Source organism: Amycolatopsis sp. NPDC049253 (genome assembly GCF_040678995.1).
Lineage (GTDB): Bacteria > Actinomycetota > Actinomycetes > Mycobacteriales > Pseudonocardiaceae > Amycolatopsis.
This window is the reverse complement of sequence record NZ_JBFAQX010000047.1, coordinates 11483-27575: the sequence shown is the minus strand read 5'-3', so window position 1 is coordinate 27575 and position 16093 is coordinate 11483. Positions and strand designations below refer to the sequence as shown.

Genomic DNA, 16093 nt, shown 5'->3' with positions numbered 1-16093 from the left:
AGCACAGCAGATGACAACGGCAACGAAGCCACCGTCCCGTTCCGGCGGAGGCCGGGTATGACCATCCGTGACCTGGAGCCAGAAGTGTCGGTCCACACCGCGAAAGACGTTCGTCGCGTCGGCTTGGCCGGCGGAATCGGCACGCTCATCGAGTACTACGACTACGCCCTCTACGGCTACGTCTCGGCGATCATCGCGCCCCTGTTCTTCCCCGGCAAAGACCCCGTGGCGTCCCTGCTGGCGGTCCTGGCCGTGTTCGCCCTGTCCTACGTGATCCGCCCGATCGGCGGGATCGTGTTCGGCTGGGTCGGGGACCGCTTCGGGCGCAAGCGGGCGCTGCTCGTGACCGTCGTCGGCATCGGGCTCGCCAATACCGCCATCGGCGTGCTGCCGACGTACGCCACGGTCGGTGTGCTCGCGCCGGTTCTCCTGCTGGTCGTCCGGCTGGCCCAGGGCTTCTTCGCCGGCGGTGAGGTCGGCGGGGCCGCGACCGTGATCGCGGAGGCCGCGCCACCCGGGAAGAAGGCCCGCTACGGCGCGTTCACCCCGATGGGCACCAACGCCGGCTTCGCGATCGCCTCGGCCGCCGTCGGCATCGTGTCCGGAGTGCTCGCGACCGAACAGCTCAGCTCTTGGGGCTGGCGGATCCCGTTCCTCATCGGCCTGCCGCTGACCGTCGTGTGCTACCTCGCGCGGCGCATGCTGCCCGACATCGACCGCAACGTCGCGACGGCCAAGCACGGCTTCCCCCTGGCGTCGGCGCTGCGGAACTACCCCGGTGCCCTGATCAAAGCGACCGCACTCGGCGTCGGGGTGCAGGGCGCGGCCTACATCGGCTCCACCTTCATCTCCATCTACCTGGTCACGAACCTCCACTACGCGAAATCGCCGGTCTACTGGATCACCGCGGCGGTGACGCTCGTGGCGGTCGGGCTCATGCCGTTCACGGGGCGGCTCGCCGACCGCATCGGCCCGCTCAAGGTCGCCGCGATCGGGCTCGTGGGCTACGCCGTGATCACCTATCCCGGCTTCTTGCTGATGGACGTCGGCAACCTGTGGCTCGCCGCGCTCGGCTACGTGCTCATCATGGTCAACATGGCGTTCCTCCAGGTCGCCTCCTACACCGTGACACCGCAGCTGTTCCCCGACGAGGTCCGCTACACCGGTACCGCCCTGGCCACGAACATCTCCGTGGTCATCGCCGGCGGCACGGCGCCCTACATCGGCACCTGGCTGGTCAGCGCGACCGATGACCTGCGCTCGCCGTACTACTTCGTGCTCACCACGTCGGTCATCGGACTGCTCGCGGTGGCGGCGATGCGGAAACGGCGCCACCTGGCGCAACCCACCGTCGCCGCCTGACGGCGCCGCCGAACCACGGGTGGCCGCGACGCTGCGGAAGCGGTCGCGGCCACCCGTCACCACGCAAGGAGTTTTCTGCCGATGCGAGCGGCACTCGACGACCTCGTCGTCCGACGGCTCGGCGACCACGCCGCCGTGCCCGCGTTCACCTGTTACGGCGCCGACACCGCGCTGGCGGTCGTGAGTGCCGCAGAGAGTCTGGGCTTGCCGGTAGTCCTGCTCGTCGCGCCCTCGTCTGCCGGCGCGGACACAGGACCACGGCTCATCCGAACGTTGCGAGCCATCGCCGACGACTCGGTCGTCCCGGTGTGCGTGCAGCTCGACCACGCGAAAGACAGCGCGCTGATCCGCACCGCGATCGATGCCGGCGCCGACGCCGTGCTCGCGGACGGCTCCCATCTGCCGCCGGACGAGAACGCCGCCTTCGTTCGGAGCATCCGCACGTTCGCTGCGGAGCGGGATGTCGTGGTGGAAGCCGAACTCGGCGGCATTCCCGGCGCCGAAGACCACGCCACGGTCCACGCCGCCGACGTCGCCGGCAAGACCGACCCCGGCCTCGTGCCGTCGTTCCTTGATGCGTCGGGAGCTCAACTGCTCGCGTGCGGGGTTGGCAACGTGCATGGCCACTACCACGGCGTGCCGGCGATCGACTGGCCCCTGCTGGCACGGATCCGGGAAAGTTCCAGGGCTGTCCCGCTCGTGCTGCACGGTGCTTCGGGCCTGCCGGCCGAGGACCTGCGGGCGTGCGGCGCTGCCGGCGTTGGCAAGGTCAACGTCAACACCGAACTGCGCACGGCGATGCTGGCCGCGGTCGAGGACCACATCGGCTCGGTGCGGGCCGACGGCGAAGACATGCTCTCCTTGACGCGCACGGTCATGGCCAAGGCCGTCGCCGTCTCCCGCGACGTTCTCCTGACCTTGAGCGGCCGTAGCTGACGCAGCAGACCAGTTGGCCCGCGCTGGCTTGGCATCATGGCAGAGCCGTGGTCGATCGTGCGGAAAGGCGCTCGACGAGGGCCTCGCGGATCGCGAGCCGCAGCTGGGGCGTGGTGAGCACGTCGAACTCGCCGCGCGCGCTCAGTACCAGCGCCGGTCCCTCGGGGCGCTGGCTGACGCTCGCTGTACTCCGGGTGCGGCTGCGTCGCCTCCGGGGTTCGGGTGGAAGTCCGGCATGGTCCCGATTCTGGCGCAGCCGTCACCGTGCTGCACAGCAACAACGCGCAGCCAGGACGTGCACTATGCCACCTGCAGCAGCGACTTTTGTCCGAGAGCGGACTGAGCGGGCGTGGCCGGCGCCGTACGGTGGTGGTCAACTCGCCCGGTTCAGCCATGTGCTCGGTGGGCCAGCGGCGATCACCCCGGACTGCAGCCACTGCGGCCCCCGGACCCAGGGCCGCTCATCCATCTCCTGCGCACCGGGACCGAGCACCGATTACGGGCTGAGGTCATGGCATGGGTGGTGGCGCCCCGGTGGCGTAGGTGATGAACCGGACGGCAAGGTCGCGTGCTTTGGCGTTCTCCCGTTGGGACTGCTCGACAAGCACGGTGAACGCCTCGTCCGCGGAGATCCGGCGCAGGGCCATGAGGATGCCTTCTGCCTGGTCGATCATCGCGCGGCGGGCCAGCGCGTCGCACAGGTGCTCGGCGGTGTGGTGCATGCTGGCAGCGGGTGTGGGCGCGCAGCGCGGCGGTGGCGGCGGTGGTGTAGAGGTCGAGCAGGTTCTCGTCGAGCTCGGTGAATCCGGGGTCGCGGGCGGTGTAGCAGTTGACCGCGCCGGCGTGGTCCTCGCCGACCCATCAGTGGTGCGGACAGGAAGCTGCCGGATCCCGCCCTGGCGGAGTTTTCGCGAACATCGGCCAACGCCCGGCGGCGTCGGCGATCGACACCCGCACCTTGGCCCCGGTCCGCGCAGCCTGCAGGCAGGGACCGTCACCGACGGCGTACTGGTCGCGGTCAAATGCGGTGCTTACCCGGGCTAAGACACTACGTCCTTGATCAAGGAGTGAGGCTCAGAACCGCGGTCCTGCGTGGTGCCGAGTTAGGTGTGGGTGGGGAAGGGAAGTTCGCCGGTGGCGGCGAAGCCCAGTCGGTTGGCGATGGCGACGGCCTGGTCGCCGAAGCGTTCGTAGAATCGGGCGAGCTGGGCGAGGTTGATCGCGGTCTGGATGCCGTGAGGCCACTGGTCGCTGGTGATCAGTGTGAGGACGTGGGCGTGCATGGTGTCGATGGTCTGGTCGACTTCCCAGCGTCGCTGTCGGTCCGGGCTCCGGCGCCGTCAGTCCTGCTATCATACGAACAGTTCTGTTCGATTAAGCGAAGGTTCCGGTGAGGGGCTGTGCCGTGGTGACACGGGTGCGCAAGACGAAGTCGGTGGACCGGATCCTGGCCGCTGCCGCCGAGTTGTTCTACCTGCACGGGTTGCGGGGGGTCGGCGTCGAACAAGTCATCGAGCGGTCCGGGGTCGCGAAGTCCACTTTGTATGTGCACTTCCGCACGAAGGAAGACCTCGTTGCGGAATATCTGCGCCGGACGGACGAGTCGTGGCGCGCACGGTTGCGTGCCGCGGCGGAGGCCGCAGGGCCGGCAGCGGCCGACCAGCTGGTCGGGGTTTTCGATGCGCTGGTCGACGCGTTCGACCGGCATGGGTTCTTCGGCTGCCCGTTCATCAGCGCTGCCGTCGAGACCACTTTGGATTCCGAGGCGCGGGCGATCACCATCCAGCACACCGAGCGACGGCAGGAGTGGCTCGCCGAGTTGTCCGAGCAAGCGGGGGCGTCGGACGCGCGCGGGCTGGCACAGCAGATCGGCCTGCTCATCGACGGCGCTCTCGCTTCCGGGCGGCTGCTGCAGGACCGGACCGTCGTCGACGGGGCGAAGGCCGCGGCCGGGCACCTCATCGGCAGTCATCTCGCCGTCGCGCAGCCGACCTCAGTCATCTGACAGATCCGTGCGCCTCGGCGCGTCGGCACGCTGTGAGCAGCATCAGCTGACCGTGAAAGAGGTTGCCGTCATGCCGTTCGTCAACGTCAAGCTCGTCGAGGGTGTATTCACCGAAGCGGAGAAGCACGCGCTGGCCGCGGCTCTCACGGACGTGATGGTGAAGTTCGAGGGATCGGAAGCCTTCCGTGAAGTCGTGTGGGTTCTGATCGAGGAACTGCACACCGATGGCTGGCACATCGGGGGACGCCCCTTCCGTGGCCCCGCCTCGCTTTTGGAGACCCTGACTAACTCCAAGTCGGTTGTCGAGACCGTCGACGGGCGTCCGACGACTCGGTCGGAATGGGCCGAGGTCTCACCGGTGAATCCGCAAACCGCTTGAAGCGAACGTTTCCGCGACCGGGTGCCGCACCGTGGAGACTTCGGTCACAGTCGGACTTAATCAAACGGACTTGTATGTTCGATTAAGCGAGGGTCCGGAGCCGGCGGAAGTGCTCCGGACGTCGAGCAGGAGCGAGGCTTCAATGCGAGCGGTCATACTTGAGGAATTCGGGGAGCCCTTGCAGTTGCGGGAGATCCGCAACCCCGAACCTGGGCCGGGCCAGGTTGTGGTGCACGTCAAGGCCAGCGGCGTCAACCCGTTGGACTTGAAGATCGCGGCGGGCCAGGCCGCGCACGCCCAACGGGAGCTGCCCGCGGTGCCGGGGATGGACCTGGCCGGCGTGGTCGACCGGGTGGGGGAAGGCGTCACCGGGTTCGTGTCCGGAGACGAGGTTTACGGTCTCACCGGCGGGGTGGGGACACTCCAGGGCTCTCTCGCCGAGGCCGTGGCCGTGGACGCGATGCTGCTGGCGCACAAGCCGCGATCACTGAGCTTCCGCGAAGCGGCAGCGCTACCGCTGGTCGTCATTACGGCCTGGGAAGGGCTGGTCGACCGGGCGCGGGTCGGCGCGGGGCACAAGGTGCTCGTGCACGGTGGTGCGGGCGGCGTCGGGCACGTCGCCGTCCAGATCGCGCGGAGGCACGGCGCGGAGGTCTTCGCCACCGACGCCCCGCACAAGCTCGCCTCGATCGAGGCGTTGGGCGCCACGGGCATCGACTATCGGACGCCGGTTGACGAGTACGTCGAAAAGTACACCGACGGCGAAGGCTTCGACATCGTCTACGACACCGTCGGTGGCCCCGTGCTCGACGCGTCCTTCGCCGCGGCGCGCTACTACACCGGTCACGTGGTCAGCTCGCTCGGCTGGGGCACGCACCCGCTGGCACCTTTGTCGTTCCGTGGCGCCACCTACTCAGGCGTGTTCACGCTCCTGCCGATGCTCACCGGCCGCGGTCGCGGCCATCACGGCGAGATCGCGGAGGCCGCTGCCGCGCTCGTCGACAGCGGCGAGCTCACGCCGCTGGTGGATCCGCGGAGGTTCACGCTCGACACCGTCGCCGACGCCTATGCGCTGGTCCAGAGCGCCACGGCCGCGGGCAAAGTCGTCATCGACGTCGCCTGATCCGCCGCCGGTGGCCGCTTCGCTTCGAGGCGGCCACCGGCGGCGCACGACCTTCCGAGCTCCCACATCGGGGCGACACGCCCTTCGCTCGCTGACCGGCAAGGTCTGTTCTGCCTGCAATCCGCATGGTGTCTTCGCACCCGCGTCAGGTTTTCTGGCGATGCGCACAGACGGGAAGCGGAGGCCGATGGCGACGGATCTGGTGGGTCGGGTGGTGGACAGCGAGCACATCGCGGCGTCCGTGTCACAGGCCTTGCACGGCGTCGCGAAGTTGCTCCTGCTCGGCGATCCGGGAATCGGCAAGACGAGCCTGCTCGCTCTGGCCGGTGAAGTGGCCGCGCAGCGCGGCTTCCGGGTGGTCACCGGATCCGCTTCGGCCGGATCCGCGGTTCCGGGCAGCACGATCGTCGGCCGCCTGGTGGCGCCGCTGCTCCACGCGCCCGGCGCGTGGCCGGGGTCGCTGAGGGACCGGGCCGAGGCGCTGGTGTCCGGTTCCGCCGAGCCGATCGCCGGTGGGCTGGCGTTGCTGGCCATCGTGCGGCGCATCGCCCGGGACCAGCCGCTGGCAATCCTCGTCGACGACCTGCACTCCGCCAGCCGAGTCACCCGTGAGACGCTGACGGTGCTCAGCCGGGCGCTCTCGGCCGAGCGGGTGGCGCTGGTGTTCGCCGCCCGGGGCCCGTTGCCGCCGAGCCGCTTCGATGCCGACGTCCCGGTCTGGCAGGTCTGCCCCTTGCGGTCGTCCGACGCGTCGGTCCTGCTCGACCGCCAGCCGTCGGCGCCCAAGGGCTGGTGGCGTGGTGAGCTCTTGCGGCACGCGGGTGGCAACCCGCTGGTGTTGATCGAACTGGCCGCAGCCGCCAGCCTCGACGATGGCGGCTACCGGCTGATCCTGCCGGATCGGATGCGCCGGGAGCACTCCCGGCGCATCGCGACCTTGCCCGAGGCGACCCGGCGGGTTCTGCTGAGCGCGGCGGCGGCCGAAGGCGCCGATCACCTCGCGACCGTGCTGGCGGCCGCCGGTGCCGAACTGGCCGCCTGCGCACCCGCCGAGCTGGCCGGGCTTCTCACGGTGACCGGCGACCGGGCCGGGTTCGCTGATCCTGCGGTCCGCCTCGCCTGCTACCTCGGAGCGGATTTCGCGGAGCGGCAACGGGCCCACAGGGCGCTGGCGGCGGCCCTACCGCCGGACGCGGAACGCCGGCACTGGCACCTCGCGCTCGCCGCGGACCAACCGGACGAGGCGGCGGCGAGCGCACTGGAAACCGCGGCGGCCGCGGCGGCCGGGCACGGCGATCACTCCGCCGGCGCCGCCGCTCTCGAACGCGCGGCCGACGCGAGCACGGACGACGAACGGGCAGCGCGCCGGTATGCCACCGCCGCTCGCCAGGCCGCGCTCGCCGGCGACCACGCGTGGTGCCGTGAGCTCGTCGATCTGGGTCGAACCCGCTCCGCAGACCCGGACGTCCTCGGCCGGGCGCTGGCAGTCGAAGCCCAGCACCGCCGCCTGCGCGATCCCTCCACCGGGGTGCTGGGTGAGATCCGGGCTCTGCTGGCCAGGGGACTGGCCGATCGCGAGGCCGCGTTCGGCCTCGCCTTCGCCGCCGAAGTCGACGTTCTCGTCAGCGGCGACCCGCGCCACCGGGCCGGGCCGATGGAGATTCTCGCCGCGGCAGGTGAGCTCCCCGCCCGGTTCGGGGAACCCGATGTGCTGTTCTGCCGGAGCGCCGAGCAACCGGTCGTGCTGATCTCGGGAGCGATCAGTCCACGCGGCGGGCCGGCGGTGGGCTCCGGTGTCCCCGCCCTGGAAGACAAGCGCGACGACGTCTTTGTGAGCCAACCGCTCGCGCTCGGCGTCGGCGAGTGGCTCGAGGACCGCCCGTCCGCGGCGATGACGCAGCTCAAGAGAGCCCGGCACCTGCTGAGTCGCGCGGGCGCCGCGACCACCTGCCCGTTTTCCTACGTGGTGCTCCTCGACGCCTTGATCGAGTGCGGGCTGTGGCGCGAAGCCGACGAACTCGCCACCGAGGCGGAGACCGTAGCGGTGGCCGGGGCTTTCCCCGTACTGCGCCGCACGGTGCGGGCGCAGGTGCTGTCGCTGCTCACCCGTCGCGGTCAGGCTGATGCGGCCCTGGAGCAGCTCACCTCCTGGGAGCGGCGAGGACCCGGTGGGCGCATGGCCGAATGCCTGGTGCAGCACGCGTTCGCCCGGGCCTGGGCGGCGGCGGGCGACCACGCCCGCGCTTGTGAGCACTTCGAGCTCACGTTCGAGCCCGGCGGTGACGCGGCTCATTTCGCGTGGTCGTACCGGGCAATCGCCGAGTTCGCCCGGTCGGCGGCCAAGGCGGACCGGCCCGACGCCGTGTTGCGCGTCCTGGAGAGGATGGAGCGCACGACCCGGACCACGCCTCGGCGGGCCGCGCTGTTCCGGCATGCCGTGGCGCTGGTGTCCGATCCGGCAGACCCGGACGTCGAGTCCGCGCTGCGAGCTGTGGCTACCGCGAAGGAAGGCCGGGAGCGGCCGTACGAACACGCCTTCGGTTTGGTCGACTACGCGGACTGGCTGCGGACCCGGCGGCGCGACCGCGATGCTCGGCCGTTGCTGGCGGCCGCTCGTGACACCTTCGTCCGGCTCGGCGCAACGCGTGACGCGCGGGAGGTCCGGATACGGCTGCGTGCCACCGGGGTGCCGCAGGACGGCCCCGATCGGGAGGCGTTCGAGTCGCTCACGGCCCAGCAGCAGGTCATCGTGAAGCTGGCGGCCGAGGGGCTCACCAACCGGGAGATCGCCGCTCGCATGGGGCTCTCGCCGCGCACGGTCGGCTCGCACCTGTACCAGATCTATCCCAAGCTGGGGATCGTCAGCAGACGGCAGCTGCACACCGTCGTGCCGGGGCCGGCATGATCCCGGCCAGGCTGGACCGTCTCGCCGCGGGTCTGATCACGCCCGGCCGGCCCGGCGGCTTGGCACTGCTGGTCACAGCGGGCCCGGGCACGGGGAAGACCCGGCTGGTCCAGGAAACCGTCCGACGGGCTCGCGCGGCCGGGTACGCGACCGTGCACGCATCGGCCTCCGACGGCAGCGCGGCCCAGCTCGCGGCTCCGTTCGTCGGTCAGGTGGGCACCACCAGCCTCGGCGCGATCGCCGAATGGCTCGACCGGACTGCTCGGGCACGGCCGGTGCTCTACGCCGTCGACGACGTGGACCGGATCGACGCGCCGTGGGTGACGGCACTGCTCTCGATGACCGAGGCGTTCCGCTCCCGGCCCGTCGTCTTCCTGCTGACCGCGTCCGGCGCGGTGGGCGGCCCGCGCCACCGCGGACTGGGCCACGCCACGCTGCCGCCACTGCCGCCGCCGGCGGCGGCCGAACTGCTGCGGGGGCTCCCCGTGCCGGTCACGGGTCGCCGGGCTATCGAAATCATGTGGCGCGCCAAGGGGAACCCGCGGGCCCTGGTCGAGCTGGGGCGTGCCGGCACCGAGGGCTCAGGGCTCGCGTCACCACGGATCCGCTCGATCTACGGGGAGCGGCTCGCCTCAATGCCCGAGGAAACCGCCCGAGCTCTGTTGTACGCGGCGGGCCGGGTGGGCGCGGAGCCGCTGTCCACTGTGGAGTGTGCGCTGGGCGACCCGACGGCGCGGCAGGACCTCTGGACGCCGGCCGTGTCGGTGTCACTCGTGGAGCTGGGCGACGACGTGACTTTTCCCGACCCCCTCGTCGCGGAAGCGGTCTACCACTCGGCGCCGGCCGCGGTTCGCCGGCAACTCCACGCCGACTTCGTGGCCGCGATCGCCGAACCGTCGTTCGAACGCGCCATGCACCAGGGCCGGGTGCCGCTGGGACCCGACGCCGACGCGGCGAACGCGCTGGAAGAAGCGAGCCGTCGCGCGCTGGCGGTCGGGGCGTTGCAGCAGGCCGGCCTCGCCGCCCACCGCGCCGCCGAGCTGCGGTCCGACCAGAGCGATGCTGCTCGCGCCTACCTGCTGGCCGGGCTCGCCGCCGCGGCGGCCGGTGACGGGGAGTGGGCCCGGGATGTCGCGCCGCTCGTGCTGCGCCGCACCGAGCGCCCCGATCTCCGGGCCGGCGTCGCGATGACCACCGCACTGGCTTTGTCGCGCAAGGGGTTGCAGCGCGAAGCGATGGAGACGCTGGAAGGTGCCGCGCGCAGCCACCCACCGGCTGACCGGCTGACCGCGCTCGGGTCGGCGGTCTGCGCCAGCGTGGTGGCCGCGGCCTCTGGCCTTGCCGAGCACCTCGCGGCGGCCCGTCGGCTCTTGCGCTTCGCCGACACTCTGGCGCTCCGGTCACCGCCGGTGCCCGTCCTCGGCTCCGCTGATCCCGTCCTGCAGCGTGCCGCGGCCGAGGTCCGGCTCGACGCCGGCCGCGCGCTGTCTCGCCAGGAGATCGTGCGCCGTCCGGAATCAGGCGCCCGCGCGGCCGACCGGCTCGCGCTGGCCGAGCTCGCGGACCGGAGCGGCGCCGCGGAGCTCGCGGTCGAGCTGCGGTGGGGAGTGCTGATGGACCCGGTCGCCGAGCCGAGCGCACCCCACCACCCCGAGGCGTGGCCGCTGCTGGCGGCCGGCCTGATTGTCTCGGGCCGGTGGCCGGAGGCCGATCAGGTCCTCGGCGGCGCCGGGGACCTGGCCGCCACCCACGAGCTGACTTTGTTGCAGGTCGAGGTCTTCGCGCTCAGGGCGATGCTTCTGGCGTTGCGCGGCGACGCGCCGGGTGCTCGCTCACTGGCGGAAGGTGCGTGGCCGCTGCTCGACCTCGGCGTCAACCGGGAGGCTCATCGGGATCTGCTGCGTGCCCTGGGGTTCGCCGCGCTCACCGCGGGCGACTACGACACGGCCACTCGCGACTTCCTGGACATGGACGCGATGTGTGAGCTGGCCGGGTCGTTCTCCCCGCGCCTGCTGGACCCACTGGGCCTCGCCATCGCCGCCTCGCGTTCGGGGAGAACGCGGGACGCTCTCCCCGCCGTGGACCGGATCCGCGAACGGGCCGGCGCTCACCCGCCGGCCCACGTGAGCCTCGCCCTCGACCACGCCTACGCCTTGCTCTGCGACGACGGCTCGGCCGAGGAGCGGTTCCTGTCCGCGATCCACGGCCCCGGCGCACCGGCGCGGCCCGTCGAGCGGTCGCTCGCGCGCTTGCACTTCGGGGCGTGGCTGCGGCGCAAGCGACGTCCCTCCGAAGCCCGGCTGTACTTGACCGACGCGATCACAGGTTTCGATCGGCTCGGTGCGGCATCGTTCACCCAGGCCGCTCGCGTTGAGCTGCAGGCCAGCGGGGGACAGGCCGACAGCGCCCCCTGCGCCGCCCCGCTCTCGGCCCAGCAAGTACTGATCGCCGGCCTCGCGGCGCAGGGTTTGGGGAACCCTGAGATCGCGGAGCGACTGCAGGTGTCGCCGCGGACGGTGAGCAGCCATCTGCGCAACGCCTACCTGCGGCTCGGCATCAGCGGCCGCAATCAGCTCCGCCAGGCGTTGCCCGCCGAAATCTGGAAATCCGACGCGGTCCGGTGACCCGGCTGCCGCGGGAGTTCACCACCGCGCATCGACCCGCTTCGTGCGCTCGGCCAACGCGTTTTCGAGCCGGTCGGCCACCGCGGACCAGCCGGCTGCGCGCTCCCGCAGCGCCCGGGGTTCGGAGCCGGCCTGACGCGCCCGGCCGCGCAGCGCGGCGAGTTCGGTCGCGACCTTGACACGCTGGAGCGAAACGTCCACAAGAGACCCGCCGGGCATTCGCTCGATCATCGTGGCCAGCCGCCGCGACTCCCGCTCGAACCGCGGGAACCAGGTTCCCGGCCTCAGCGCGTACCCGAACACCAGGACGACCAGGCACCCGGTGGCCGTGTTCACCAAGCGCTGCACCGCGACCGCCGGTCCGGTCGGACCGCCGTAGTCGAGAAGCAGCAGAACGAGTGGTGTGATGAGCACGGAAAAAGCCCAGTAGCTGCGGCGGACCGCCCACGGGATGAACCCGCACAGCGCCGCCAGGATCGGCAGCAGCCAGTACCCGCCGGAGAAGCAGGTCGCCACGGCGCCGAGGACCACGCCCACCGCCGTGCCGAAGCCACGTTGGACCGTCCGTGAGAAGACAGAGGCGAAGTCGGGCTTCAGGCACAGGGCGACGGTCAGGATGATCCAGTACCCGTGGCCGAACGGCGTGAGCTGGCGCAGCACCTCCGCCGCAAGCAGGCACAGGGACAACTGTGCCGTGAACGCCCAGGAACGGCCGTCCCCGAGGCGCTCGGCGACAATGCGCGCGACCGGGATCGGCCGGGCAACCGGGAGCGGCGCCGACAGAATTCCGGCGAGAGCCCCTGGCAGTGAAGGGGCGCGTGGCGCAGGGCCGGACACGTTCGTGACCGCAACCGCGTATTCGCCCAAAGCCGCGGCGATGTGCGGCGACGTACTTCGCGCGCGCAGGAGCGTGGCGAGCACGCTGGTGGTGCCGAGGATCGAGCGGTACACCGCGATCCGCTGCCCGCGGGCCGGCCGGACGGGCCGCGCAGTCAGCACGAGGTCCGCGGCCGCGCCGAGCGCGACATCGGCGCTGCGCCCGAGTGCGGCGGGCCGCGGGGAGCCGACCGCGTCGGCGAGCGCTCCGACCGCGTCGGCGAGTGCCCGGGCGTAGAGCCGGTCGGTGCGCTCGAAGGCGCTTTGCAGCCACATCCCGGCAAGTGCGACGACGCCGCCGGCGAGGTAGGCGCACACCTTGTCGCGCCGGGCCAGGTCCACGGAGATCCCGCCCGCGATGGCCATCTGAACGAGCAGCTGCATGGCGGCCCACGACAGCCCGGAACCCAGGCAGCTCAGAAGACCCGCGAGCAGACCGAACGCCAGCACGACGGCGATCGGACGCACCCCGGCGCCGGCGGTGAGCGGTCCGGCCGCCATGGCGAGGGTGCCGGCGGCGAGCCCGCCGCCCGACCGCAGGGTGCGCTGTCCCGTCGTGCCGCCGCGTTCGCTCAGGACGATGAGCAACGCCGACAACGAGGCGTAGAGCGCGATCGCGGGGCCGCCGACCGCGTAGCTCACCGCGGAGACGCCCGGCAGAGTCAGCGCGGAGCGCACCGAATCGCGCCAGGGCACCGGGGACCGTGCGAACGCGAGCGACGCGGTGAACCAGTGCGGCACGATCGTGCGCCGGTGACGGGTGCTGCACTGTCGCATGTCGTCCCCCGCGTGGCCCGGTGGCGCCCGGCCGCGCGGCCGGGCTCGGGCCGACGGTGCCAGTGCCGGCCCGGAAACGCCTCGGTCGAATGACTGCCTTTCCTCGCCGGTCAGTCGTCGACGGCGGCCAGGGCGTCCCGCAGCGCCGCGCGCGAGGTGACCCCGAGCTTGGGGAAGATCTGGTACAGGTGCGCGCCGACTGTCCGGTGCGACAGGTAGAGCTTTTCGGCGATCTGCTTGTTGGTCAGGCCTGACGCGGCCAGGCGGGCGATTTCCCGTTCCTGAGCGGTGAGCGCGCCCACGGGCAGCCCGGTGCGCGCGCCCGTGGACGACGACCAGCCTGCCGCGCGCAGCTCCTTCGCGGTCCGTTCCGCCCACGGCCGGGCGCCGAGCCGGTCGAACACCTCGCTCGCCGCCAGCAGCTGGCCTCGGGACAGCGCGGTTGATCGTGCGCGCCGCAAACGCTCCCCGTAGGCAAGCCGGACTCGCGCGGCATCGAACTGCCAGCGATCGACGTCCGGAATCGCCAGCGCCTCCTCGAACCGCTCGACGGCTTCACGGTCGGAACGCGCGCACAGCGCCTCCGCCGCGTGGACGTGCAGGGCGAGCCGTGGTGAGAGGGCCGACACCCCGGAATCCCGCATCGCACGCAGGTGAGCTGCCGCCTCGGCGTCGCGGCGGGTGCGGACCGCGGCTTCGACCAGGTCCAGCATCACCCACAACGCGTGGGGCGTGTGGGGTTCCAGCCTGCCCGCGGGACTGACCGCGGTCGCGTGGTCGTAGGCGCGGTCGAAATCGGCGCGGGCCAGTGCGGCGACGGTGCGCGCGTGCCCGGCGAGGTCGAGCGCGGCTTTGACACCGCGCGGTGCGGCCCAGCCGATCATCCGCGCGGTGGAACGGGCGCTCGTGTCCTGGTCACCGCGGGCGCCTGCGACCAGCGCCCGGTTGTACTCGTAGTACCACGCGAGGAACTCGTATCCGTGCTCCGCGCAGAGCGCCAGCGCCTCGCCGGTCAGCTCGTCGCACTCGTCCCAGCGCCCGGTGAGGAAGTTGTCGAGGCAGAGTTGCATCATCGCGCCGAGCTGCCGCCGCACGGGCCCGCCACGGCGGCCTTGGCGGACCACCTGCCACGACACCTGGCGGATTTCGCCCAGCCGGTCGGTGTAGACGGCGGCGCTGCCCAGCCGGTTGATTCGGGCCAAGTCCGCGTCCCGAGGTGCCCGCGCCAGCAGCGCCTCGAGTTCGCCCACGGTCGCCGCCCCGGCTCCGGCCGGGTTGCCGAACAGTCTCGCCGCGACCGTCATCAGCGGAGGTGGCGCGGGCCGCACCCGGCCGAGGACGCGGTTGAAAAGATCCCACAGCTCGCTGCGGCCGGCGTAGTAGGACAGCAGGAGCAACGTGTCGAGCGCCGCCGCCAACGTCGGGTCGCCGCCGTCGTACTTGTGGTCGCCCGCTTCGATGGCGCTCAGCAGCAGCCGGTGCGCGGTCTCGACGGTCCCGTCGCCGCTGAGGAGCAGGAAAGCGGCCGCGGCGGCGGAGTGCAGGGTGCGGACCCCGGGGGCTGCCCGCCGGGCGTCCTCGAGCAGTTTCCGTACGTCGTGCATCCGGCCGGCGGACTCCGTGCCGAGGTAGGCCGCCTCGGCCAGCCGGCGCGCACGAGCGGCCGGTTCCGGGCTGAGCTCGGCCGCGCGGGTGAGCGCGGCGACCGCCGCAGCCGCGCTGCCGCGTTCGAGGATGAGGTGCGCCGCTTGCTGGAGCAGCGTGGCCACCTCCTCATCGGGCTCCAGCGAGGCTTCGCCGAGGTGCCAGGCACGCCGTTCGGGCTGGTCGGCCAGGGCGCCGGCCAGCGCGCGGTGTGCTGCCCGGCGTTCGAAGCTGGTGGCCGCGGTCACGACCGCGGAGCGGATGAGGGGGTGTCGGAAGAGCAGCCGGCGGGTCGTGGTGTCCACCTGGACCAGCTGCGCGCGTTCGGCCGGGGCGAGCTCGGCCAGGTCGGGCCGGCCGCCCATCAGCAGCGCGCAGGACTGCAGCACACCGAGCTGACCGGTGCCGTCGAGCGCGGCGGCCAGCAGCAGCCTGCGGGTGGTGTCGGCGAGTCCGGCGATCCGGCCGGCGAACACGTCCTGCAGCCGTTCGGACAGCGGAAGGACCTCCGGCACTTCCTCGTGGGCCAGTTGCTGCGCGGCGGTGAGCGCGGTCGGCAATTCGAGCAACGCGAGGGGGTTGCCCTTGGCGCTGTCGAGCAATCGATCGCGAACCCGGTCCGCCAGAGCGGGGAACCGCAGCCCGACCAGCAGTTGCGCCGCTTCCTCGTCCAGCGGCGGAAGTTCGTACGCGGGCAGACCGCTGTGCCCGAAGAATTCGTCGGCACCGGTGCGCATCGCACCCAGGAAACCGACACCGGTTCCGGGAAGCCGCCGCGCCATCAGCCCGAAGACCGTCGCACTGGCACGGTCGATCCACGGCAGGTCGTCGACGACGAGCAGGACGTGCCGCTCGGCCACCGGGCCGCGCAGCAGCGCGATCGCCGCGTTGGCGACGAGCAACCGGTCGGGACGCCGGCCGGCGGTGAGGCCGAGTGCGACGTCCAGCACCTCGCGGTGGGTGCCCTCGAGTGCGCCGAGGACGCCGAGCAGGGGGAACAGGGCCTGGTTGAGGCCGGAATACGCGATGTCGGCCTCGAACTGCACGCCGGCCGCGCGCAGCACGAGCGTGCCCGTTTCCGCTTCCGTCTCGGCGATGGCGTCGAGCACGACCGATTTGCCCACGCCGGCCGCACCGGTGAGGAGCACAGCTCCACCCGCGGCAGGCAGGAGTGACTTCACCCGGCGCAGATCCTCCCGGCGGCCGATCACCGCGGAAACCGGCTCGGCGGTGGCCGCGGACAGTTCGCTCACGGTCGGCGACGCCGGTCGGGGCCCGGGTTTCCCCGCCGGGGGCTGCTCCGGTTCCAAAAAGAGATCACCAACTCCTGTTCGGAATATGAGGGCTTCGGTGTCGCGGAAAAACGGCGACGGCCCGGAACCTGTGTAGCAGAAGGCGCCCCGCGGCCAGGCCGCTTGGCAGGACGCGCCACCCCGGCGAGGGCGAGATGGACAGTCACATG

10 protein-coding genes and 1 pseudogene are annotated in these 16093 nt (G+C 71.7%); 7 read left to right on the top strand and 4 right to left on the bottom strand.

The features are described from left to right. The first annotated feature begins 57 nt into the window (after positions 1-57). Together AB0K15_RS45785 and AB0K15_RS45780 are read left to right on the top strand one after the other, a co-directional pair. Positions 58-1362 carry an MFS transporter gene (locus AB0K15_RS45785; protein ID WP_364067006.1) on the top strand — a complete coding sequence of 435 codons (1305 nt, stop codon included), beginning with the start codon at positions 58-60 and terminating at the stop codon, positions 1360-1362. A gap of 135 nt (positions 1363-1497) precedes the next feature. Further along, a complete protein-coding gene (locus tag AB0K15_RS45780) occupies positions 1498-2298 on the top strand; it encodes a class II fructose-bisphosphate aldolase (protein WP_364067004.1) in 801 nt (266 codons plus the stop codon). 509 nt (positions 2299-2807) lie between these two features. Here AB0K15_RS45780 and AB0K15_RS45775 read toward each other — a convergent pair. Together AB0K15_RS45775 and AB0K15_RS45770 are read right to left on the bottom strand one after the other, a co-directional pair. Continuing rightward, positions 2808-3020 carry an ANTAR domain-containing protein gene (locus AB0K15_RS45775; RefSeq protein ID WP_364067002.1) on the bottom strand — a complete coding sequence of 71 codons (213 nt, stop codon included), beginning with the start codon at positions 3018-3020 and terminating at the stop codon, positions 2808-2810. Between the two features lie 381 nt (positions 3021-3401). Then, positions 3402-3593 (bottom strand): annotated as a pseudogene (locus tag AB0K15_RS45770) (PhoU domain-containing protein); the annotation flags it as partial. A 122-nt stretch (positions 3594-3715) separates the two neighbouring features. Here AB0K15_RS45770 and AB0K15_RS45765 point away from each other — a divergent pair. The 5 genes from AB0K15_RS45765 to AB0K15_RS45745 all read left to right on the top strand — a co-directional run bounded on the left by AB0K15_RS45765 (position 3716) and on the right by AB0K15_RS45745 (position 11334). Then, on the top strand, positions 3716-4303 hold the full coding sequence (locus AB0K15_RS45765) for a TetR/AcrR family transcriptional regulator (protein WP_364067000.1): 588 nt from the start codon (positions 3716-3718) through the stop codon (positions 4301-4303). Between the two features lie 70 nt (positions 4304-4373). Then, entirely contained in the window at positions 4374-4682 is a 309-nt protein-coding gene (locus AB0K15_RS45760; RefSeq protein WP_364066998.1) for a 4-oxalocrotonate tautomerase family protein, read from the top strand. A 178-nt stretch (positions 4683-4860) separates the two neighbouring features. Beyond that, positions 4861-5805, top strand: a complete 945-nt coding sequence (locus AB0K15_RS45755) for a zinc-dependent alcohol dehydrogenase family protein (RefSeq protein ID WP_364066996.1) — start codon at positions 4861-4863, stop codon at positions 5803-5805. Positions 5806-5992: 187 nt separating this feature from the next. Beyond that, a complete protein-coding gene (locus AB0K15_RS45750) occupies positions 5993-8710 on the top strand; it encodes a LuxR family transcriptional regulator (RefSeq protein ID WP_364066994.1) in 2718 nt (905 codons plus the stop codon). After that, positions 8707-11334, top strand: a complete 2628-nt coding sequence (locus AB0K15_RS45745; protein ID WP_364066992.1) for a LuxR C-terminal-related transcriptional regulator — start codon at positions 8707-8709, stop codon at positions 11332-11334. Before AB0K15_RS45750 ends, AB0K15_RS45745 begins: the two co-directional genes overlap by 4 nt. An 18-nt stretch (positions 11335-11352) precedes the next feature. On the opposite strand, the gene AB0K15_RS45740 is transcribed toward AB0K15_RS45745, so the two are convergent. Further along, entirely contained in the window at positions 11353-12987 is a 1635-nt protein-coding gene (locus AB0K15_RS45740) for an FUSC family protein (RefSeq protein ID WP_364066990.1), read from the bottom strand. Between the two features lie 110 nt (positions 12988-13097). Then, a complete protein-coding gene (locus tag AB0K15_RS45735; RefSeq protein WP_364066986.1) occupies positions 13098-15884 on the bottom strand; it encodes an AAA family ATPase in 2787 nt (928 codons plus the stop codon). Positions 15885-16093: the final 209 nt, after the last annotated feature.

Coding starts and splice junctions, on each gene's coding strand:
- AB0K15_RS45740 (WP_364066990.1), bottom strand. CDS start 12,987: ATGCGACAGTGCAGCACCCGTCACCGGCGCACGATCGTGCCGCACTGG.
- AB0K15_RS45750 (WP_364066994.1), top strand. CDS start 5,993: ATGGCGACGGATCTGGTGGGTCGGGTGGTGGACAGCGAGCACATCGCG.
- AB0K15_RS45745 (WP_364066992.1), top strand. CDS start 8,707: ATGATCCCGGCCAGGCTGGACCGTCTCGCCGCGGGTCTGATCACGCCC.
- AB0K15_RS45785 (WP_364067006.1), top strand. CDS start 58: ATGACCATCCGTGACCTGGAGCCAGAAGTGTCGGTCCACACCGCGAAA.
- AB0K15_RS45775 (WP_364067002.1), bottom strand. CDS start 3,020: ATGCACCACACCGCCGAGCACCTGTGCGACGCGCTGGCCCGCCGCGCG.
- AB0K15_RS45760 (WP_364066998.1), top strand. CDS start 4,374: ATGCCGTTCGTCAACGTCAAGCTCGTCGAGGGTGTATTCACCGAAGCG.